Below are 20,800 nucleotides of genomic sequence, written 5' to 3'. Positions count from 1 at the left end.
ACGATATTCGTCCCATCGTCGGTTCAGGCCAATGGGCGGTCGTCAGCGCGGGGGCCAGAGGTGATGGCCGGTCATCGTGGTCTCGATCCGGTAGAGGCTCTTGCCGGCTGTGATGTAGAGGGTCTTTCGCTCAGGGCCGCCGAACTCGACGTTCGAGGGGGCCTCGGGGGTGGGGATGAACCCGGCCGGCTTACCGGCGGGGGTCAAGATATAAACGCCCCCCTTGGGCCCGTTGCCGGCCGTGACGACGAGCCGACCATCGGTCGTCACGGTCAGGCCGTCGATGCCCCGGCCATCGCCAAAGTCGTGGAGGACGCGAGGAGGGCCGACGCTGCCGTCCTCGCCGAGATCAAGCGCCAGCAGGGCGCGTCGGGAGGGGCCGGTGTCGGCGACGTACAAGATCTTGCCGTCGGGGCTGATCGCCAGGCCGTTCGGCTTGCGGGCCGTCGTTTCCAGCCGGACGACCCGGCCGTCGGGATCGATCCGGAACACGGCCTCGAAGTCGAGTTCGCGGGGCTCGTCTCCGACGTAACGGGGGTCGGAGACGTAGACCCGCCCCTTGCCATCGACGGCCACGTCGTTCGGGCTGTTGAATCGCTTCCCCTGGTAGCCGTCGGCCAGCGTGCGGATCTTGCCGTCGCGCTCGGTGATCGAGACCCGCCGCCCACCGCCGGTATTCGCCCCCTCGGCAACGATCAACCGCCCTTGAGGATCGAAGATCAGACCGTTGGACCGGCCGCTCGGGTCGCGGAAGGCCGTGACGGCCTTCGTCGCAGGGTCGAACCGCATGATCCGGTCGCCGATGTCGGAGAACAGGATTGACCCGTCCTGGGTCAGTGCTCCCCCTTCGGTGAAGCTCCCTTGGTCCCAGAGCTTCTCGAGCGTCGCCCCCGGCGCAACAACGCCGGAGGTCGTTTCGGGGGCGGCCGATATCGTGAGGGCCAGCGTCAGCAAGGTTGGAAACATAAGGCCAAGGCTCCAGGATTCGGAGGGGGACAAGAACGGCTCAGAATGTTGGCAACGCCCGCTTGCTCTTGAGGAAGGGCAGACTCAGCAACGAGAGCTCATTTCGAGACTCGAGCCGGCACCCGAAGTCCCCGCACCAGAGGCGCCACGACGAACTGATCATCCACCTGAGGCGCACGGAACACAAACCGATCGTCGACCTGGGGCGCCTCAATCACACAGCGGTCGGTGGGCCTGAGATCCTCCGGAACAGACAGGATCGGAGCGTTCGGTCTCAGGGGGGACTGAACCGCGACAGGCCGGGGACCTCCGACGATGGCCACACGCCTTGCAGGCCCGGGTTGGAAGAGCAGGGTGATTCCTCCCAGAGCCCCCGCAATCGCGAGCAGGCCCAAGGCATGGTGAGGCCGATGCCGGTACCATTGCTCAGAAAAGGATTTCTTCATTGCCCCCTCCCATCGATTGAGTTCGAGGTCGTTGACTAACACCCAGAATAGCAAGCGAGACGTATTGAATCGAGTGCGATGAAGTTTTACTGGATGCGGCCACCACTATACAAAAGGCCAGAAAAAATACATTTCTCGAGTCGAGCGTGTCGTTCCATGTGGTTCCCCTGCAACATCTTTCGATGGAATGGCGTTGAGTCTCCCGATTTCCGGCCCGATTTCGTAGGCTCTTTTCGTCTGGCGATCTATGCTTGAGCCAAGGGAGAGACTCCGTCCGGTACGAATTGGCCGTGGTTTGGTATTTCGATTGAGCTTGGGATGGAATCGCGCGTGCCAAGGCATTCGGAATCGGCCCCTTGCTTGAAGGTAGGGTGCAGGTCTTGAAACTTAACAGAACTTCGGCTCGCCCCTGTTTGGGTCCGAGACGCGGAACCGCCGCGGTCGAGCTGGCACTGACTTTGCCGCTCTTGCTCACGCTCCTGATGGGTGTTTGGGACATGGGGTGCCTCATCGACGCCACCCAGATCCTCAACAACGCCGCGCGCGAGGGAGGTCGTTGCGCTTCGACCGGCCAGCTCAGCGTTGCGGAAGTTCAGCAGGCCGTCCTCAACTACTTGACCCAGGCCGGGATCAGGACGGCCGGTGCGACCGTCACCGTGACCAACCTGACGACCGCCGCCAATACCGATCCCAGGACGGCCGATCAGCTCGACCAGTTCCAGATCACCGCGACAATACCATCCAATAGCGTACGATGGATTGTGATGAATAACCTTATTGGCTCAAATACACTCACGGCCACCTGTTTCTGGAGCTCGATGCGGGACATTCCCTTGACCGTGCCGACGTCGATCCCGATCAACTGACTCAGCTTCAATCTCCCTCCCCCTCACGCTCCCACCTTCAGAGACCGCGACGGCATCAGACGCTTCAGGCAACCGGGGTCGCTCCCAGATCGCGCACACAAAAAAAAGGAGCCGAGACCGCCCTCATGACAGACGAAAGACATCACCCTATCTTCAAACAAAGGCCCAGCTTCCGCTTTACCTCCAAGTCAGCGCGACGCCGCGGAGCGGTATTGGTCGAAGCCAGCATTGTTCTCCCCATCTTCTTGATGATGCTTTTCGGTATCTTCGAGTACAGCCGGTTCGCCATGATGAAGAACCTCATGGATCACGCGGCCCGTGAAGGAGCCCGCTACGCCGTCGTCCATGCGTACGACAAGACGACCGCGGAAATCCAGACCTTTGTCCGCGGCAAGCTCGCGGGCCAAGAGAGGCAGTTGAGCTCCGGGAATCCCACGATCCAGGTCTTCAGGGTCAACCCGACCACAGGCGCCAACCTGGGCCTCTGGACCGACGCCCGCTTCGGCGACTGGGTCATGGTGCAAATCACAGGCACGTACACTTCCGCAGCGCCTCGCCTCCTACTGATGAACAGTACATTCCAAGTGCGCGCCCAGGCGATGATGCGGTGCGAAGCCAACTGATCTGATCTGACCTGACACAACCCGATCGGATCCGCCTCGAGCCGTTCTCGTGCGAGCGGATCAGAGGCCGAGCGCTCTGTGTCGCCGGTACCTCTGCCCCGTTCTTTGGGCCATCGCCTCGGGGTCACATCGTCGGTCCACGGCGCTAATAGTCGGTCGTCGCGAAGCTCCGGACCGCCGCCGCGAAGATCAAGCCGGCGGCCACAAGGGAACTCAGAACCGACAAGATAGGGTGGAACCGGTGGATCCGCTGCACGGTCTCGAACTCGGGGACGGCGGTGAAGTGGTGTTCCGCATCGATGGCTCGGCTCAGGATGATGCTGAGATCGGCCGGCTTGGGCAAAGCCCAGTATCCCACCTCGACGGTGCCTCGAAGCCACGGGGAGAGCGGCGCGATCTCACGGTTGAGTTCGGGCAAGGCAACGGCCGCGTGCCGGCCGTAGTTCGTTCCCCAGCAGAGGAACCAGAAGAGGAACGAGCCGAGCAGACAGGCCACAGTGCGCCGCCGGTTCGCCGCAATCAGCGCAGAGACGCTGAAGAAGATGGCAAACTGGAGCACGAGCAGCGGGATTCCCCACAGGTAGCTCGAATCCCAGATCCCGGTGCGAATCCCAAGCGCGGTCCAGGTGCCCAGGAAAAAGACCGTCGCCTGGAACGCGACGAAGGTGAGCACTCCCAGAGCTTTGCCCAGGAGCAGGAAACCGCGAGGAACGGGCTTGGCCAGCAGCACCGTGACCGCCCCCGGCGCGAGAAAGGCGGGTAAAAACCCGGCGGTCCAGACCAGGGCCAAGAGCAAGCCGACCGTGTCCGCCGCGCCGGCGGCCAGGACGAGTTGGATGAAGTGAACCGCGTCCTGGGAGTCGCGGCCCAGAGGAATCCGGAACGCGCCGAAGGCGAGGGTCAACGAGCCGTTGGCGATGTCCACACCGTCGCGAGGGGCCAACGCCCGCTCCGCGTCCGAGGCAGTTCGCGGAAGGAAGTCGGGCCGTTCGTCCGGCCGATGCAAGGGTGCGCCCCCTTGGACGTCGATGCTCAGGCAGGTCAGAACGCCCAGGCCACTCAGCGCCAGCATCATCCAGAAGACCCTTGATTCCAGCGACTGCCGAAACGTGTCGCGGATCAACCAGGCGGCGGTCCGGAGCATGTCGAAACGGCTCATACCGCGGGTCTCCGACAGAGATCGCTCAAGGCTTGCTCCAAAGACCGGGGCGGGCCCGATTCCGGGGCCCGCTTCAAGTCGGCGAGCGAACCGTCGTAAACCTTCCGCCCTTCAACGAGCACCGCGACACGGTCGCACAGGTGCTCGACATCGCTCAGGGCATGGGAGATCAAGAGGACCGTCCGTCCGCGCTCGCGTTGCTCGAGAACGATGTCGCGGACGAGTTGCCGCCCTCCCAGGTCGAGTCCCTCGGTCGGCTCGTCCAGGACGAGAAGGTCGGGCTCGTTCAAGAGGGCCTGAGCCAACCCGAGCCGCTGAGTCATCCCTTTGCTGTAGCCGCCGATGGGCTCTCGGACCCGATCGGCAAGGCCGACGCGCTCGAGCAAGGCGGGAATGCGCTGGCGGAGCTCGGCAGTCGGCACCAGCGACAAGGCCCCGTAATACTTGAGAAGGCCGACGGCGTTCAGGTCACGGGGAAAGGCGGGGGCCTCGTGAACGTAGCCAACGCGGGCCAGGGTCCGGCGGACCTCCACCGGACGATCGAAGCGGAGGACCTCCCCCTCGCTCGGTCGGCAGAGCGAGAGCAAGAGCTTGGCCAGGGTCGTCTTACCGGCCCGGTTGGGGCCGAGCAGGCCAAAGACCTGGCCCGGTTCGATTCGAAGGTCCACGTTGCGGACCGCCCAGGCGCCGGCCCCGCGAGGGCTGAGATAGTGCTTACCTACGTTTCTGAATTCCGCAACCGCGGCAGCCGGCGATAACACCGAAGCCTGCGCTCCTTTCCCTGGAGAGCTCACTCGATCAATGACACCTGGACTCCGTCTTGCATGATGGCGCTGAACGCCTGACGGATCTTGTCGGCGCGCTGTTGCGACGTCCCGGTGATGATCTTATATGACGCCAGCGGAGTCGATGCTGACGCCTGAGTACCGCCAATGTACTGGATGTTCTGCAACAGGTCGAGTGCCGCATCGCGTTGGCTGCTGCTCGTGCTCGGATCGAAGATGGGGCCCAAGCCCATGCAATGAATCAGAACCGGCTTCCGCGTGGTGGAATAGCCCGGAGAACTGGCGGTCTCGAGCGCACAGATCTGGTTCACCACCGAATAGATCTGCGTGGTGACCGTGCCCGAGTTGGTCGGGTACTCCCCCGGCTGGCGTACTTTATAATAAGAGTTATTCGCTCCTGCATTCGTCAACGTGGCCGAGGCCGCGGTATTGGCCATGCCGTCGGTCTCGAGAATCACCAGCCGCTGGGCGCCTTTGCGTCCGAGTCCGCCGGCCTCGCCGGCAGGCGCAGGGGAAGGGGCGTAGGTGCGAAGCGACGAGTTGCCGCTGAACTGGTTGTAGGCGAGCATGAACCCCATGACGGTCGTGGTCCCGCCGAAGGCGCGGGGCACGTCAAGGTTGTCATCGTCGTAGGGGCGGATCTCGGTGCCCGGCGTGTCGATGGTTGATGGTGGGAACCAGAGCGTGTCGCTCAACCGAGCATAGTCGCGACCGAGGGGCACACGGACCCGGTTGAAGCTCCCGCTTCCGCTGGCCGAGTACTTCGGCGTGCTGAAGTACATGAGCGAGACGAAGTCGTTGGGGTGATTATTCCTGATGTCTTGCAAGGCGGATTGTACGCCAAGCTTACAGGCCCAGAGCGGCCCCTCGTGGCAATTGCCCGGCCAGTAGGGATTCCAGTTGGCGTACTGGCTCCACATGTTGTAATTGCCCAGGAAGTCGATCATCGTCATCGGCCCGAACCAGAAATGGAGCTTGGGCCGCTCGGGATTATCACTATAGTTCATGTAGTTCGCGTTGCCCGTACCCGTCGGCTTCGCGCTAATCTTCATCGTCCCCCACGTATAGTCGTCACCGTAGCCCGTATACTTCGTGACCACGTCCCAGGATGACGAGGTTTTCTGGTAAAGCCCGATGACGTAGTCAATGTACTCCTTCCAGAAGCGCTGGTTCAGATCGGAGGGGGGGTACGATGACGTGCTGATCGTGCTCGGGATCGCGTCGTAGTAAAGGATCCGACCAGCCCGAAGCTTGGTGGGAAACGGATTCGGCGTTTGCTTGATCCAGGCCAGGATGGCCGTGTAGTTGATGGAGTAGGTTGTGGAACTGGGGACTCTCCAATTGCCCGAGGTATCCCAGAGCTTAGTATTGTCGTTGGTGCCGAAGAATTTCTGCCGCCAATCGTTGGCGGTGCGGGGATCGGGAGGCCAGAGGAAGAACGTCTTGCCCCAGTAACGCGGCCCTCGGGTATAGCCTTTGAACTCGGGGACCGCCGGCCCTGTGTAGCCGGTGAACGGAATCGGCGTATAGCCGTTGAAGGTGGCCCCGTTGGTGATCTGCTGGACCGTCTGACCATAGGTGGTGGCGCGGTATTTCACCAGCGGCGTGTCGCCATCCGGATCGGTCGCGTAGCTATCCGGCGCAGGGGTGAAAGCGGGGATCGGTGTGGCCCCCAACGCGTTCTGATAGAAGTCCCCCACGATCGGGTTGCCCGCATCGGTCGCCACGGTGATATTGGCAAGACCGACGGTATCGCTGCCGATGACGTCGGGACCGGTCGTGTTCTGCAAGCCCGGCAACGATGAGTAATGGCCAAACCGAGGAAAGACCGACTCAGGGTTGTTCGACTGAGTGCGCGTGCCTGAGTAGGGAGCGCCCAACAAGCTGTCAAACCGCATCGACCCGGACAGGTCCAAGATGATCGCCACGTCACGCGGCCGGTGCACGGCCGTCGCCGTCGAGCTGAGGTTGAACGCCGCACTCCCCAGCAGGCGACCAAAAACATTCTTACCCGTCGCGCTGACTGTCGACTTCACCAGGTTCGGCGTATCCGTCGAAAGGGACGGGATGTTGGGCGAGAACTTTGCCTGAGCGTAACTATACGTATAAGAACCAACTTTAATATCAATCTGCGATTTCGGAACCCCCTTGGCGTGAATCGTACTCGACATCGCGACGTTCAACGCCTGGGTCTTCGCGCCGGCCTCGTTGTAACCGCCATCGGTGTCGCCGTTCAGCGCACGTGCTCCGGCCATGGCCGCCGAGTCCGCCGCGTTCTGGCTTTGAGTACGGGCAACGGCAATCATGCCGATATCGATCGCCAACGCAATGAACCCCATCAGCGCGACCATGGCCACGGCCAAGATCGGGATAATCAGACCTCGTGAGCGGGAGGTTTCGTGATCCATCTTCATGGGCTTCGTCGCGTATTGGGGGATGTGCTTCAATCTTCCCGGAGGATGGACACAGCCCAATCGCACTGCGCGGCTCTCCCAGCCCGTTGCCCAGGCTTCAGCCGGCCGGCTTCCAGAGTACGGGCAGGCGGAAGCCGACCTGATGCTCGAGAGCAAAAGAGAGCGAGCCGAGCCAACGGAACGCTGCACTCGATCCACGATAGAGAGCTGTCTGGAGTGTCCAACTCAACGTTAGGCCACCGTTCCGGCAACGGCCAATCAAACGGACGAATCCGCCGAAAAAATCTCGTAAACCAATCGCAGTCGACCACTCAGGCCAGGATATCCCGAATCACCTGGCCATGAACATCGGTCAATCGTCGATCGATGCCATTGTGGCGAAAAATCAACCGAGTGTGGTCGATACCGAGCAGGTGCAACGCGGTGGCATGCAAGTCGTAGCAGGAAAGAGGATCGCCGACCGCTTTATACGACCATTCGTCGCTGGCGCCGAAGGTCGTTCCACCTTTGATACCGCCGCCGGCCAGCCATGAGGTGAAGGTGAACGGGTTGTGGTCGCGGCCCTTTCCCCCTTGGCTGCAAGGCATCCGGCCGAACTCGGTGGTCCAGATCACGAGGGTGTCGTCCAGGAGCCCCCGTGACTTCAGGTCCTTGAGCAAGGCGGCGGCGGGGCGATCCATGCTCAGGCCCATGGCGCCATGGTCGCGGGCGAGGTCTTCGTGCGAATCCCAGTTGCGGCGGGGAAACCCGTTGTCGGCACCGCTCCAGACCTGCACGAACCGGACGCCCCGCTCGAGCAACCGCCGCGCGATCAGGCAGTTGCGACCGAAGTCGGCTGTCGGTTCCTCGTCGAGCCCGTAAAGCGAACGAGTCGCCCGGCTCTCGCCCGTGAGATCGAGCACCTCGGGCGCACTCAGTTGGAGCCGAGCCGCCAGCTCGTACGAGGCGATCCGCGCATCGAGCCGCGAGTCTCCCTCGCGCCCCGCGCGATGCGATCGGTTCATGGCGTTCAAGAGTTCCAAGCCGTCGCGTTCTCCCTCGGGGGTGAGCGCGGCGTCCTCGGGAGGAAAGAGATCGAAGATCGGGCTCTTGGAGCCGGCGCGAACCATCGTCCCCTGGAACGAGGCCGGCAAGAACCCCGCGCCCCAGTTCGCCGGCCCGTTGGGTGCAAACCCGCGCGAGTCGGGCAGGACGACAAACGCAGGGAGGTCGTCCGACAGGCTCCCGAGCCCGTACGAGACCCAGGCCCCCATGCTGGGGAACCCAGGGAGCACGAACCCCGTGTTCTGCATGAACGTCGCCGGCCCATGCACGTTCGACTTGGAGACCATCGACGGCAGGAAGGCCATGTCGTCGACACAGTCGGCCAGGTGGGGCACCAACCCGCTCATCCACTTGCCGCACTCGCCATGCCGCGACCACGACCAGGGACTCTTCATCACCGCGCCGGGCGTGCTCTGAAAGAGCTCGACCTTGCCGCCGGGGTCGAACGGCTCCCCATGCTTGCGAATCAAGAGCGGCTTGTAGTCGAACGTATCGCACTGGCTGGCCGCGCCCGACATGAACAGTTGCACCACCCTGCGGGCCTTGGCCCGGTGGTGCAAGCCACCGCCGAATTCCCCCCTGCCCTTCGCGTCGAGAGTTTCGGCAAGCAATCCCTCCGCGCCCAGCAGGTGCGCCAGCGCAACGCCCCCGAGTCCGCCTCCCGCACTCCAGAGGAAGCTGCGGCGATCGAGTTGGCTCGGCGTCATGACTTCTCCTTAAGCAAAGACGTTTCTTTACGCGAGGGCTTCGCCTCTTTACGCTCGCCGGGTTTCATCGGTTTCTCACCCAGTGCGATCGCGGCCAGGTCCTGGGCCATCGCGTCGACGCGTGTCCCCTCGACGTTGCTCAGGACGATGACGCAGACCTCATCATCGGGGAATCGCAAGATGTGCGTGACGAACCCGTTGATTCCCCCGCCATGGGCGACGGTCCGCCGACCATACTTCTTCGCGATGCTCCAACCGTAACCATAGTCCTTCTTGTCGGGCGTGAACATCGCCTCGCGCGCCGCTTTGGGCAGCAGCGTCTCCGTCAAGAGCGCCTGATCCCAGAGATAGAGATCGTCCACCGTCGAGTAGAGGGCACCGGCGGCGTGGGGAATTGTCATATCAATGAAAGAGGCGTTAACACGAAACGGCCCACGTGCGGCATAACCCGAGGCGCGATGCTTCAGGACCGGGATCGGGTTGTCGTAGCCCGTCTCCTTCATCCCGAGCGGGTCGAAGATCGATTCCTGAAGAACAGTCGCGTAGGGTTTCCCAGAAACCTTTTCAATCAAGAAGCCGAGCAAGACGTATCCCGAGTTGCTGTACGCAAACCGATCGCCCGGCTGGAACTCGAGTGCCTTGTCCTTGAAACTACCGACCAGGCTCTCCAGCGCCATGTGCCGCCGCATCATGCTCGGATAGTCGGCAAAGCCGGTGAAGCTCGGAATCCCCGACGTATGGGTCAGCAGGTGCCGCACCGTGATCTCGTCCCACGCCGCCGGAGAGTCAGGCATGTATTTTTTGATCTTCTCATGGACGTCGATCTTGCCCTGTTCCTGCAAGATCATGACCGCCATCGCCGTGAACTGCTTGGTGATCGAGCCCAATCGAAACTTGGTCTCGGGCGAGTTCGGGACACCATGCTCGAGGCTGGCCATTCCATAGCCCCGCCGCACCAGCACCTTGCCGTCGCGGGCCACCAAGATCGACCCGCTGAAGCGATCCTGCTGGACGCGGGCCTCCAGGAACTCCTCGACCTTCGAGGCCAGGTCCTGCGCCCGAGCCGTGACAACCAGGCCGCTCGAAGGAACGAACAGAAGAGCCAGCGGAACCAGAGCCGATATCCAGGGCCGATCTCGTCTCATGACAGCGATTCTCCGTCATTGAAATCCACACCGACTCGGAAAGTACGGCACGGCCGGAAGCGCACTGAGGGAGGGGGATCTCAATGGTTTCCCGCGACTTCGGGCATGTCCTGCACGCCACGGCCGATTCCTGGTGGGCCGTGCCCACCCGACAAGACACAAGTCAGTCGGTCCGCGGCGCACATCCTCTCAACGGCAATCTCGCGGCGAGAGGCACGAACTCCTTCGTATTGAACAGGAGTCGGCAGCCCCCGGCAAGGCCGCACTTCGAGGCAGAAGTTTCAACCGAAAAAAATATTGGCCGGCCGTTGCACGTTCGAGCGGCCCCTTGCGGATAGTGAGGTAGCGGGGTGATCGAAGTCGAGTCGCCCGAGACCGTGAAGTGCCTGGCTAACGAAAAAAAAAGGAGTCGGATCCCATGCGTATCACCAAGATGGCGGCCCAACTGTTCGGCATGGTGGCGGTCGCGGTGGGTTGCTTGGCCACCAGTGAGGCGAAGGCGGATCATCCCTACGGCGGCGGATATGGGGGCAGCCACTACGGCGGCCACCGGGGCGGGCACGGTGGTGGGTACGGCGGGGGCTACCGCGGCGGATACGGCGGATATCGCGGTGGGTACGGCGACGGTTATCGCGGCGGGTTCATCTACAATCGACCGGGGGATGGTTTGCCCCCCTTGCCTGTCTACCGCACACCTGGCGGCGGCCTGGTGGCGAATCGGCCCGGCGACGGCATCCCTCCGATCTACATCCGCCGCCCTCAGCCCTGGTGACTCATCAGCAGCGGGAACACGAAGCGGCCCCGGACGAGCGAGTCCGGGGCCGCTTGCATTTCGTGAAGCTCGATCCACGGGAATTCAATTCTAGTCAACAAAAACAAATTCATTTGTATTGAAGAGCAGCCGGCAAGCGTTGGCAAGGCCATGCTTCTCGGCGAATGCGACTAGAACCGCGCGTTCGTCGGAGCGAGGCGGACGGCCGAGCGTCAGGTGGTACGCTTCGTCGATCCGCAGCGCCGGGTCATCGCTCAGGGCTTCGAGCCGTTGGGCAAACGCCCGTGACTGCTGGATCATGAACCGGTCGTTGAGCAGGGCCAGGGCCTGCAAGGGGCTGATGGTGGCCGCGCGGACCGGGGTGTTGATGTTCGGGTCAGCGCAGTCGAGCGACTCGAGGAACGGGTGGGGGACGCTCCGGACGATGAACCGGTAGATCGTTCGCCGTCGGGTCTCGGGGCTATCCGTCCGGTCGGGGTCGCCATGGTCGTAGATCGGTGAATGGTCGTCCTTGAACCGGAAGGGCTCGAAGCCAGGCCCCCCCATCTTCGAGTCGAGTGTGCCGCTGACGGCGAGCACACCATCGCGGATCGACTCGGCATCGAGCTTGGTTCGATTCATCCGCCAGAGCCAGCGGTTATCCGCGTCCTGGGCGGCCGCGTTCGGCTCATGCCGCGATGACTGGCGGTAGGTCGCGCTGCGGACGATCGACCGATGTAGGCCCTTGAGCGATTGGCCGTTCTCGAGGAGCTCGACCGCCAGCCAGTCGAGGAGCTCGGGATGGGACGGCGTGGATCCGTTGCGGCCGAAGTCGTTGGGCGTATCGACCAGGCCCCGGCCAAAATGGCCGTGCCAGAGCCGGTTGGCGATGGAACGCCAGGTCAGGACATTGCGAGGGTTGCCGATCCATTCGGCGAGCGCCGCGCGACGAGCCCCCTCCCCCTTGGTGGCGGTCGAGCTGAAGTCGGAATCGAGGCCTGGCAGACACGACAGAGCACCGGGGCTAAGGACCTCGCCGGGCTGTTCGACATCGCCCCGGTTGAGCAAGTGGATCGTTCGCGGGTCGCGAGCAACCACGGCGTAGACCCGGTCGGCCGCCAGGATCGTTTTGACTTGCCCGTCGAGCGAGGAAAGGTCCGCGACAGTCCGATCGATCCCGTCGCGAATCCCGGTGTCGACCTCCGACTCCTTCAGGGCCTCGTAGCGCCGTTGGGTCTCCTGCACCTGGTACTGTAACTCGAGCCGTTCGCGGGCCACGGGATCGGCAAGTTCATCGAGCCGAGAGCGGCTATCGAAGCCATCGACAAGCCGAGCGCGGCCCCAGCGGCCTCCTTCGATCGAGTCGAGCGCCGTGACGGCGGCCACCGCGGCAAGGCGGCCACCGGAGATCACCTCCAACTCGCCGAGCGCGAAGACATAGTCGTCGCTCCGCTTCCAGAGCCGGCTGGCCGTGATCCGGAGGAATCGCGCGGAGGCTGGAGCGGGACCGGGACGGACGATGTAGGGGGCAAGGCCCGGATTGGCGAAATCGGCCATCGACTGGTCGGCGATGACCACCGGGCGGGCGAACGTCTCGTCATCGGCCAGTTCGACCCGGAACCGGACGGGGAAACCGAACCCCGGGGTATCCGCGAAGTCAGTCGGCCGCGCCGGGATCAGGCGGACCTCGGCGATCGGAACCGGGCGGCCGAGATCCACCTGGACCCACTTCACAACGTCAGGCGCGGGGGCAATGCCACTGTGGTATCCGTTCGACGGGCTCGGGATCGCGGCCGTCGGGCCGGGCAAAGCGGCGAGTTGCCTGCGAAGTGTCCCGAGCTCGTCACCAAGCCGGACGAGTTCCGGGCTGGTCGCCGCGTCGGCCTTGGCCTTGAGGCCGGCGAGGCGGGCGGTGAGTTCCACTTTGCGTTCATCGAGTGCAGCTCGCTTGGCGGCCGAGTCGCGGCCGAGAAAAGGCCGGTCGCCACGTTCGACCCCGGCAAAGACGGCCTGGAGGCGATAGTAGTCCTTTTGCGGGATCGGGTCGAACTTGTGATCGTGGCAGCGGGCGCAGTGGACGGTCAGGCTCTGAAAGGTCGACATCGTGCTGGCGAGCATGTCGTCGCGATCGTTGAGGCGGGCCTTCTCCTTGTCGACAGTCCCTTCGCGAAGTTCGACGTGCCCGACGAAATCCCAAGGGCCGGCCGCGACGAAGCCGGTAGCGATGACACCACGAGGATCCGCCGGCCAGAGCACATCGCCGGCAATCTGCTCCTGGATAAAGCGTGAGTAAGGAAGATCGACGTTGAGGGACTGGATGACGTAGTCGCGATAGGGCCAGGCATGGTCGCGCCGCTTGTCCTTGTCGTAGCCGTGAGTGTCACCGTAGTGGACGACGTCGAGCCAGTGCCGTCCCCACCGCTCGCCGTATCGGGGCGATGCGAGCAGGCGGTCGACCAGCCTCTCATAGGCGTCGGGCCGCGGGTCACCCACGAAAGAGTCGACCTCCTGGGGCGTGGGCGGGAGCCCGTGCAGGTCGAAGGTCAGGCGGCGAATCAGGGTACGGCGGTCGGCCTCGGGGCTCGGGACCAGCCCTTTTTCTTCCAGGCGGCGGAGAATGAACGCATCGATCGGCGTACGCGACCAATCTCGCCGCACGACCTCGGGAATCTTGGGCCGAGCCAAGGGACGGACCGCCCACCAGGGGCCGGCCTCGGGACGTTTGGCTTGCAGCGTCAACCCGTCGGGCCAATGCGCCCCCTGGGCAATCCAGGCCCGAACGCTGGCCACTTGCGTTGGCTCGAGTGGCCCTCCGGTCTTGGGCATCTCCGGCGGCTCGCCCGCGATCGAGTCCAGCAGCAGGCTCTCCTCGGGCCGCCCCGGCACCACCGCCGCACCACTCTCACCCCCGGCCTCCAACCCTTTGGCCGTCGCGAGCGAAAGCTTCGCCTTGGGCGAAGGACCACTGTGGCAGCCCACGCAGCGAGCCTCCAACACCGGCGCGACCTGCTCGCGAAAGAGGCGATCGTCTGCCCCATTCGCCGCAACCGGCCCGGCCAGTATCGCCCCGAGCAAGGCCACCACGCGGTATCCCATGATCATCCCGTTTCGCATCGTGATCCTCTGCCATCCTGGAGAGCGGTGTACCGCCGGGCGGCCGCGGGCTTGAACTTGAAGCGGAGCCATCCCGCTTTCTCCCCTGGGAGAACAGGTCAGCAATGGTCCACGGGGTCGATCCGATCGGTGGGATCATTGTAGCCCCAACGGAGCGACCGTTCCTAGCCAGTCGAGTCCCACACTGAGACGAGCGTTCCCGCCCCGGTTTTCCTTGTCATTATCTTTTGCGGGATGACCGCGGTCTCGTCGCCAGCCTGCGGTATCGGCCTCGCCTCTCCCACGACACATGTCATTGAAGAAATCAGGAAGGACCGAGTAGAGTGCATGTGAGGGCTGATTTTGATAACGCCGTCGGAACCTGTCTTGAAGTGAGGTAAGTTCCATGTCCGACACGACCGGGGATCGGCTGGCCGATCGGATCCAGGCGCTGCTGAGATCGGCCGTGTTGCTGTTCTGCCTGGCGGCCATCCTCGTCGGCTGCTACACCCTGGTCCTCCCAACGCGATGGTCGACGTGGGGGAGGTCGATCCTGCTTTCGGGCGCGGGCGGTCTCGCATTGATGCTCGGCTGGCCATCTCGACGGGCCGACATCCGCTCGAGAACGGCCGACGAGATCGCTTTGATGTGGGGCGTCCTCTCCATGGTCCTTGGCATCGCCGCCGCGATGCTCATCGCTTACGGGGTCGCCCTGCAGATCACCGAGGAACGGGTCAGTCCGCAGACCTTGATCTATCGGATGACCCACCCCTCGCAGTTGGTGGCACTCCTCCAATTCGCGTCGCCTGCCGCATGCACCGGGATCATTGGGTTGGGCATCGCCCGAAGGCGAGGTCGGGCGGCCGGCCGCGTCACGATGGCGAAATCGGCCGCGCGATTCTCGACCATCGGGCTCGGGCTCGCCGCCCTCATCGCGGCAACGGTGGCCGCCGCGGCGCTCTACCGCTGGCAGGTGTGGGGATAATCCGACTCGTGGTTCCCGCCGCTCTCCGCCCGGTCCGATCAACTTGCGACGGTCAAGACGGGTTGATGAGGTTGGCGCAATCCCTCGGGATGAAATTGCGTCGCTCGGTGAGACCGGTCACTCCCTCGGCGCGGTTCCAGTGCATAACGTGATGGCGTTGGCGATCGTTGGAAACGACAGAGCAGCCCAAGAATTGGCCGACCATATGCGGCAATGCGACCTTGACTTCGTCGTCTGACATTGGATCCACGCAAATAAAGCTTCCATATCTCTCCAATATTCCCGAAGGGCGAGTGCGATCGGTCCAGTACCAGGGCATGAAGAAGACATTGATCTCAGCGTCCGGATCAGCTCCGACCTCGATCTTGTCCCACTCGCGATGAGGCTTGCGGGTACTGCCATTCCGCTGTTCAAGAATCACCTGATAAACGTTGGTATTCACTTGAACGTCCAGGGCTCGCGTCTTCTTGAAGCGGACGTTGGCTTGCAACTGAAAGATTTTATTCAACTCGAGGTGCAAATCATCGGCGACGAAAGAGGGGCGTTTCGTCTTCTCGAAGATATCGTCGGTCACAAACTGAAAGGCGATATTGAGAGGCCGTTCATCCTTGACGCTCACCTGGAGCCGCGCCACGGGGCGCTGCGATTTGGAGTCAAGAACCTCGAGGAAAGTCTCCCCCGGACTCGCGCCCGTGATCCAGAACTCACGCCGATCCGCACTGAGAGACGACATTTCCTGAAATGTCGCGATATTAGGGTTGCGGATCTGAACGGTTAGCCCTGCGCCATTCACCAAGAACACGCTACTCAAGGAAGTTTGCCCAACCATGAGCCAACGCGGTGTGGCTTCTGGATCAAATCCGGACTCGTCAACCGGCCCTTCGGTTTCAAAGCGAGGAATAGGGGTCGCCACCGTGATCCACCTCGTTGCGTTCTTGGCGGCCGTCCCACCATGCTTGGGCGGGCCTTGATGCCGCTCGCCGTCCAGAATCGCCCGCCGACCACCGACAGGCTCCCTCCAAGCAACATCCGCAAACGGAAACCATCACGTGCAACACACCGGAAAAATTGACAGATTTCATTACGATTACTGGATGGCCGGAGTTGCGCTGTGGCAACCGGCCGTGGCCGGCATTGCGCGGGGCGTTGGCTCTGACGCCAGCGAACGTTACGCTTGAAGGAGCCGCGAACGTCTCTCCACAAGATTCAGTGAGAAGGGAATATGGATAGCCGAGTGAGCCCCGGCGAAGCGGCGGATCCCCCTGCCCCCTCGATTCTCCTCATCGATGACGATGTTGAGCTCTGCGAGCTCTTGCGCGAGTTCTTCGCCGAGCAAGACATCCTGATCGAGTCCGTTCACGATGGCCCGCGGGGGCTGAGCCGGGCCCTGGGCGGAGGCTATGACCTCTTGTTGCTCGACGTGATGATGCCCGGATTGGACGGCTTCGCGCTCTTGCGCCAGATGCGGCGACAGAGCCAGCTCCCTGTGATCATGCTGACCGCGCGCACGGCGAAGGCGGACCGGCTCGCGGGGCTCGACGCCGGCGCGGATGACTACGTCCCCAAACCGTTCGATCCCGACGAACTGCTGGCCCGCATCCGTGCCGTGCTCCGCCGATCCGGGCGCGCACCGAACTGCGGCGAACTGCTCGAAATTGAGGAACTCAAGCTCATCACCGCGGCCCGCGAAGTCTGGTGCGCAGGGACGGCCATCCCGATGACCACGATCGAGTATGACATCCTGGAGTTCCTGGCCCGCGCGGCGGGCAGGGTGGTCTCGCGCGACGAGTTGATGTCGGCCCTCTACCAGCGCCGGGCTTCGCCATACGACCGCGCCATCGACGTCCACGTCAGCCGCCTGAGAAAGAAGTTGGGGATGTACGGCAGTCGGATTGTGACCGTCCGGGGCGTGGGCTACCTCTATCGTTCCGGCCCAACCGGCGAGGACGCCCGATGAGGTCGATTTTCACCAAGATCCTCCTCTGGGCCATCGGCACGACTCTCGTGTCCCTGGTCGGGTTCGCCCTGACGACTCGGCTGATCTGGGAGCTTCTCCCCGGGCGGATCACCCTGATCGCCAAGATCCAGATCCTCCAACTGGAGGACGCTCGTTCGGCTTACGAACAAGGGGGCCCCGCGCAACTCGCACGCTACCTGGAGCGGTTGGACGACCTCTTCGAGGCGAAGCATTTCCTGATTGACGCAAACGGCCGGGATCAGGTCGACGGCCGCGATCGGTCCGCCCTGCTGTCGCACGCTTCCACCTTTCCCAATCCCCCCAAACCGGTGGGCAATGAATTCGTCCTGGCCAGCGCTCCGACGGGTGGGTCTCGACTCCTGATCTTGATCCATTCGAAGTTCAATCCGTGGGGCTTATTACCCTATTACCTCTGGATCTTCCTGCTGATCGCGGCACTCGGCTACGCCCTGGCGATCTACCTGGGAAGGCCCCTGCTCGACCTGCGCCGGGCGGTGGAACGGTTCGGCCGGGGCAACTTGACGACTCGCACCGGCTCGACCCGCCGCGACGAAATCGGCGAGCTGGCGCGGGCCTTCGACCTCATGGCCGAGCGGATCGAAACCCTCATGACGGCCCAGCGCAGGCTCCTGCAGGACGTCTCGCACGAGTTCCGAACCCCCTTATCACGGCTCCTCCTCAAAGTCCGACTCGCTCGTACCAGCGATGACCGTGAAACGGCTCTCGATCGCATCAAGCACGAAGTGGACCGCCTCTCCAACCTCGTCGACGAATTGCTCCAGGTGTCCGCGGCCGAGGAGGATCCTCAGTCTTGCGACCACGAGGAGATTCGACTGGACGGCCTGCTAAAGTGCCTCGTCGATGAAGCCATGATCGAGGCGACGGCCAAGGGATGCCGGTTCGCACTCCTGGAGAACGAACCCGCCACCGTCATCGGCGATCGAGAGCTGCTCCGTCGAGCCGTCGAGAATGTGCTCCGCAACGCAGCCCGCCACGCCCCTGATGGCACCGAGGTCGCGGTCGCCCTGCGGCGGCAAGGCAGCACCGCGGCGATCACCGTCCGAGACCTCGGAACCGGTGTGCCCGAGGACGCGATCACGACCATTTTCGAGCCCTTCTATCGAGTCGGTGGCGCCCGGAGCCGATCCGACGGGGGCGTGGGGCTCGGACTCTCCATTTCAAGGCGAGCCATCGCCCTCCACGGCGGGAAGATCGTCGCCAGCAACGCGAGTCCAGGCCTCAGCGTCACGATCGAATTGCCCGCAGTCGCACACACCGCTCAATCGGGCTCGAACCTGGACCTGAGAGGCCGCGACAGTCGGTGACGTCGTGCCTGGAGTTGTGGTTCATTCGGGCGAATCAGACAGCGAGCAGTCCGGGCGGCTAGAGTCTCGAGACCCCAGCCGCCCGGAGGTGCGACTATCGGCCGGGCAGCGACAAGGGGCCGATCTGCTTGATGTTCTTATTGACCTGCACGCCATTGCGTCCGTCGACGGGCCGGGGGGACGAGATGATGTCGACGTTGGAGCGTCTGGGGATCTCGGCGTGGCCGAAGGGCTGACCGATGAGGACCGAGTCGGCCGCACGATGGATCTTGGCCAGGTTGATGAAGCCGGCAACGTTGAACACCAGGCCCGTGGCATCCTTGGCGCGGAGCGACTGAACGTTGCCCTGGACGTCGATCAGGGCCGAGTTGGCCAGGTCGGGGCGGAACGACTCGCTCAGGCCGGTGAGCGGGTTCGGATTGTTGAGCTTGAGGGTTCCGTTCGACGCCAGGGTCTGCGGGTTGAGCAAAGCCACAACGTTCTTGCCGTCGGCGACGCCGGTGACCAGGGCGAGGCTCTGGTCCACGCTCCCCAGGACCTGCGGGGGCTGGCTATCCACCGACCCTTCGGGACCGGCGTTCACGAAATCGCCGTTGACCTTGAGCGGGGTCCGCGCCGTCTCGGCCAGTTGGTCATCGGCCGTATTGAGGGAGAGCACCCCGTACTGAACGAGGTTGGGCTGGAAGGTATCGAAATGGGCGGCCCCGGTCGCATACATCGTCTGGGAGGCGGGAACACTCGCCAGGCCCCCCGAGAGCTCGAACTGACGCTCGGGGGTGAACGGGTCGCCCATCGCGACGGCATGGCCCGTGGCCAGGCTGGCGGTAACGTCGATCCGCAGCGCGAGGCCCCCCGCGCCCGCCGTCGAGTCGGAGATCACAGTCCGGGTGTCGGTCGAACCGATCCCGTCGATGCTCGTCAGGCCGAGCGACCCGAGGTTGGTCGTGGTAAATTGCCCGACGGGGTCACCGGTGATGACGTCGAAGGCCCGGATGCTGGAGTCATCGCCGACCAGGGCGACGAGCCGGCCCGCGTTGCGGCCGAGGGCGACCCCTGTGTTCGGCGGTCCCATCCCGGTCAGCGGGATCGTCTGAAGCACGGCCCCCGTGGCCGCGTCGAAGCGGATCAGCGTGTGAGCCGTGGAATCGAGACCGAAAACCTCCGGATTCTCGATCCCGGACGTGCTTCGCGGAGCGCCTTTGATGTGGTTGATCACGGCGACGACCCCGGGAGGGGCCGGCGGCGGCCCCGGGTTCACACCGATGGTGCTGTCCCCTCCGGTCGGGATATTGTTGGCGATCGCGTTGAAGTCAGGGATGAACTGCCCCCCCACGCTCGTCAGCGTGCTCGCCCCGAGCAGGCTGGTGACGAACGCCAGGTCCACGCCGTTCGAGGAGGTCGAGGTGGGCGTCGTGCCGTCATTGGTGAGGAACTCGATCGGTTCCTCGCGGAGGTTGATCTGGGTGTTCCGGCCGACCGAGTTGAGGTAGAGCGAGTGGACCCCGCCAGTCAAGTTGATCCGACCGTTGTTAACCAGGTCGAAGTCCTTGAAGTTCACCACGTTAAGCAGGCTGCTCCCGATCCCGCTGAGGTCATCGGGATTGAGGTCCTTGTGGTGGATGCTCCTCAAGGTGGCGCGACGGGTCCCCCCCGAGACCTTGGCGACGATACCCGTCTGAGGGCCGGTCTCGCTGAACACCACGTTCAAGGCGCCGTCGGGATCGACGGTCGAGCCGGCCAGGCTGCCCACTCCATAAAGCGTGACGATGACGCGGGTGCCCTGGGGAGTCGTGTACGACATCCGCCGGTCCTGGATCGAGATCCCATTCTGGCGGTTGAGCAACCGCGCGTTGGCGGGCACAAGGTTCGCAGCCGCGGTCACGCTCGTCGCCTGTAGCGTCCGACCCTCAAGGCTCTCCAGCGAGGGCCGGACTTTCCGAGGAGGTCGCGTCATTGACTCATTCATCGCAGACTCCCAAAACTCGGCTCGACCGGCAGGCGCCATCCTAATTGGCGGGAGAGCCTGACCTCCGGCAACGCGATCGGTGGGCGGAGTCCGTTGACCAACTCAGCCCAACCACTGAGGATTATCGGCACAATCCGTCCCAGAATTTGTCCGAACGAGCCGGGAACACCGAATTCTCTCACTGGGAGGCCACTTCTCCTCGCCCGAACTCGGCGGCAGGCCGCCATTTCTCTGGCAAAAACGACGGGATTCGCACAGGCAGCCAGCCTGCATCGGCTCCCCTTTCACGTCAAATCGGAATGTGATTCGCCACCGGTCTCGATGGAGCCATCGAAACGCCCACGACCTCACCAAAGGTGACGGAGGGGAGCGCATTTCGGGCGAAAACCAGTTGAAAAGACTGGGTCTTCACCACTTTCGCCACGGGACCGGTCTCGATGACCTGGCACTAGGACCGGATGACCGTTACACTCGGCGAATCCCGGCCCACAGGGCACGGAGTGAGGATGATCCTCCGAACACTATCTCGATTTTCAGGAGATTCTCT

General features: G+C 63.4%; 16 protein-coding genes. 6 read left to right on the top strand and 10 right to left on the bottom strand.

What is annotated here, in order from left to right:
- Positions 1 to 42: 42 nt before the first annotated feature.
- Together V5E97_RS07370 and V5E97_RS07365 are read right to left on the bottom strand one after the other, a co-directional pair.
- A complete protein-coding gene (locus V5E97_RS07370; protein WP_406698674.1) occupies positions 43 to 966 on the bottom strand; it encodes an SMP-30/gluconolactonase/LRE family protein in 924 nt (307 codons plus the stop codon).
- A gap of 98 nt (positions 967 to 1,064) precedes the next feature.
- The gene (locus V5E97_RS07365; protein WP_406698673.1) at positions 1,065 to 1,412 is read right to left on the bottom strand and encodes a hypothetical protein; all 348 of its coding nucleotides are present in this window, start codon (positions 1,410 to 1,412) and stop codon (positions 1,065 to 1,067) included.
- A gap of 380 nt (positions 1,413 to 1,792) precedes the next feature.
- Here V5E97_RS07365 and V5E97_RS07360 point away from each other — a divergent pair, with 380 nt between their 5' ends.
- Positions 1,793 to 2,278, top strand: coding sequence for a TadE/TadG family type IV pilus assembly protein (locus tag V5E97_RS07360; RefSeq protein WP_406698672.1), 486 nt, complete (start codon positions 1,793 to 1,795; stop codon positions 2,276 to 2,278).
- 125 nt (positions 2,279 to 2,403) lie between these two features.
- Positions 2,404 to 2,901 carry a TadE family protein gene (locus V5E97_RS07355; RefSeq protein WP_406698671.1) on the top strand — a complete coding sequence of 166 codons (498 nt, stop codon included), beginning with the start codon at positions 2,404 to 2,406 and terminating at the stop codon, positions 2,899 to 2,901.
- A gap of 145 nt (positions 2,902 to 3,046) precedes the next feature.
- Here the strand turns inward: V5E97_RS07355 and V5E97_RS07350 are convergent, their stop codons facing one another.
- From V5E97_RS07350 to V5E97_RS07330, 5 genes are all read right to left on the bottom strand, one after another.
- Positions 3,047 to 4,060: an ABC transporter permease subunit gene (locus V5E97_RS07350; protein WP_406698670.1), complete on the bottom strand. Its 1,014-nt coding sequence runs from the start codon at positions 4,058 to 4,060 to the stop codon at positions 3,047 to 3,049.
- A complete protein-coding gene (locus V5E97_RS07345) occupies positions 4,057 to 4,821 on the bottom strand; it encodes an ABC transporter ATP-binding protein (protein ID WP_406698669.1) in 765 nt (254 codons plus the stop codon). Before V5E97_RS07345 ends, V5E97_RS07350 begins: the two co-directional genes overlap by 4 nt.
- 29 nt (positions 4,822 to 4,850) lie before the next feature.
- On the bottom strand, positions 4,851 to 7,253 hold the full coding sequence (locus tag V5E97_RS07340) for a pilus assembly protein TadG-related protein (RefSeq protein WP_406698668.1): 2,403 nt from the start codon (positions 7,251 to 7,253) through the stop codon (positions 4,851 to 4,853).
- 317 nt (positions 7,254 to 7,570) lie between these two features.
- Positions 7,571 to 9,010, bottom strand: coding sequence for a DUF1501 domain-containing protein (locus tag V5E97_RS07335; RefSeq protein ID WP_406698667.1), 1,440 nt, complete (start codon positions 9,008 to 9,010; stop codon positions 7,571 to 7,573).
- Positions 9,007 to 10,155 carry a serine hydrolase domain-containing protein gene (locus V5E97_RS07330; RefSeq protein WP_406698666.1) on the bottom strand — a complete coding sequence of 383 codons (1,149 nt, stop codon included), beginning with the start codon at positions 10,153 to 10,155 and terminating at the stop codon, positions 9,007 to 9,009. Before V5E97_RS07330 ends, V5E97_RS07335 begins: the two co-directional genes overlap by 4 nt.
- A 418-nt stretch (positions 10,156 to 10,573) precedes the next feature.
- Here V5E97_RS07330 and V5E97_RS07325 point away from each other — a divergent pair, with 418 nt between their 5' ends.
- Entirely contained in the window at positions 10,574 to 10,927 is a 354-nt protein-coding gene (locus V5E97_RS07325) for a hypothetical protein (protein ID WP_406698665.1), read from the top strand.
- Between the two features lie 90 nt (positions 10,928 to 11,017).
- Here the strand turns inward: V5E97_RS07325 and V5E97_RS07320 are convergent, their stop codons facing one another.
- Positions 11,018 to 14,020, bottom strand: coding sequence for a DUF1553 domain-containing protein (locus tag V5E97_RS07320; RefSeq protein WP_406698664.1), 3,003 nt, complete (start codon positions 14,018 to 14,020; stop codon positions 11,018 to 11,020).
- A gap of 385 nt (positions 14,021 to 14,405) precedes the next feature.
- Between V5E97_RS07320 and V5E97_RS07315 the strand changes: the two genes are divergently transcribed.
- Positions 14,406 to 14,984 carry a hypothetical protein gene (locus tag V5E97_RS07315; RefSeq protein ID WP_406698663.1) on the top strand — a complete coding sequence of 193 codons (579 nt, stop codon included), beginning with the start codon at positions 14,406 to 14,408 and terminating at the stop codon, positions 14,982 to 14,984.
- Between the two features lie 52 nt (positions 14,985 to 15,036).
- On the opposite strand, the gene V5E97_RS07310 is transcribed toward V5E97_RS07315, so the two are convergent.
- Positions 15,037 to 15,717, bottom strand: a complete 681-nt coding sequence (locus V5E97_RS07310) for a hypothetical protein (protein WP_406698662.1) — start codon at positions 15,715 to 15,717, stop codon at positions 15,037 to 15,039.
- Positions 15,718 to 16,206: 489 nt separating this feature from the next.
- Between V5E97_RS07310 and V5E97_RS07305 the strand changes: the two genes are divergently transcribed.
- Both V5E97_RS07305 and V5E97_RS07300 read left to right on the top strand, forming a co-directional pair.
- The gene (locus tag V5E97_RS07305; RefSeq protein WP_406698661.1) at positions 16,207 to 16,941 is read left to right on the top strand and encodes a response regulator transcription factor; all 735 of its coding nucleotides are present in this window, start codon (positions 16,207 to 16,209) and stop codon (positions 16,939 to 16,941) included.
- On the top strand, positions 16,938 to 18,287 hold the full coding sequence (locus V5E97_RS07300; RefSeq protein ID WP_406698659.1) for a sensor histidine kinase: 1,350 nt from the start codon (positions 16,938 to 16,940) through the stop codon (positions 18,285 to 18,287). Before V5E97_RS07305 ends, V5E97_RS07300 begins: the two co-directional genes overlap by 4 nt.
- A gap of 94 nt (positions 18,288 to 18,381) precedes the next feature.
- Here V5E97_RS07300 and V5E97_RS07295 read toward each other — a convergent pair whose 3' ends face one another.
- Entirely contained in the window at positions 18,382 to 20,253 is a 1,872-nt protein-coding gene (locus V5E97_RS07295; RefSeq protein WP_406698658.1) for a YncE family protein, read from the bottom strand.
- Between the last annotated feature and the right edge of the window lie 547 nt (positions 20,254 to 20,800).

Source organism: Singulisphaera photorubra (genome assembly GCF_045290345.1).
Lineage (GTDB): Bacteria > Planctomycetota > Planctomycetia > Isosphaerales > Isosphaeraceae > Singulisphaera.
Note: the sequence above shows the minus strand (reverse complement) of the source record. Positions and strands in the feature narration are given on the sequence as shown.

Excerpts from the sequence above, each read along its gene's own strand:
- V5E97_RS07370 (WP_406698674.1), bottom strand. The coding sequence starts at position 966 with ATGTTTCCAACCTTGCTGACGCTGGCCCTCACGATATCGGCCGCCCCC.
- V5E97_RS07365 (WP_406698673.1), bottom strand. The coding sequence starts at position 1,412 with ATGAAGAAATCCTTTTCTGAGCAATGGTACCGGCATCGGCCTCACCAT.
- V5E97_RS07355 (WP_406698671.1), top strand. The coding sequence starts at position 2,404 with ATGACAGACGAAAGACATCACCCTATCTTCAAACAAAGGCCCAGCTTC.
- V5E97_RS07350 (WP_406698670.1), bottom strand. The coding sequence starts at position 4,060 with ATGAGCCGTTTCGACATGCTCCGGACCGCCGCCTGGTTGATCCGCGAC.
- V5E97_RS07340 (WP_406698668.1), bottom strand. The coding sequence starts at position 7,253 with ATGGATCACGAAACCTCCCGCTCACGAGGTCTGATTATCCCGATCTTG.
- V5E97_RS07335 (WP_406698667.1), bottom strand. The coding sequence starts at position 9,010 with ATGACGCCGAGCCAACTCGATCGCCGCAGCTTCCTCTGGAGTGCGGGA.
- V5E97_RS07330 (WP_406698666.1), bottom strand. The coding sequence starts at position 10,155 with ATGAGACGAGATCGGCCCTGGATATCGGCTCTGGTTCCGCTGGCTCTT.
- V5E97_RS07325 (WP_406698665.1), top strand. The coding sequence starts at position 10,574 with ATGCGTATCACCAAGATGGCGGCCCAACTGTTCGGCATGGTGGCGGTC.
- V5E97_RS07320 (WP_406698664.1), bottom strand. The coding sequence starts at position 14,020 with ATGCGAAACGGGATGATCATGGGATACCGCGTGGTGGCCTTGCTCGGG.
- V5E97_RS07315 (WP_406698663.1), top strand. The coding sequence starts at position 14,406 with ATGTCCGACACGACCGGGGATCGGCTGGCCGATCGGATCCAGGCGCTG.
- V5E97_RS07310 (WP_406698662.1), bottom strand. The coding sequence starts at position 15,717 with ATGTCGTCTCTCAGTGCGGATCGGCGTGAGTTCTGGATCACGGGCGCG.
- V5E97_RS07305 (WP_406698661.1), top strand. The coding sequence starts at position 16,207 with ATGGATAGCCGAGTGAGCCCCGGCGAAGCGGCGGATCCCCCTGCCCCC.
- V5E97_RS07300 (WP_406698659.1), top strand. The coding sequence starts at position 16,938 with ATGAGGTCGATTTTCACCAAGATCCTCCTCTGGGCCATCGGCACGACT.
- V5E97_RS07295 (WP_406698658.1), bottom strand. The coding sequence starts at position 20,253 with ATGAATGAGTCAATGACGCGACCTCCTCGGAAAGTCCGGCCCTCGCTG.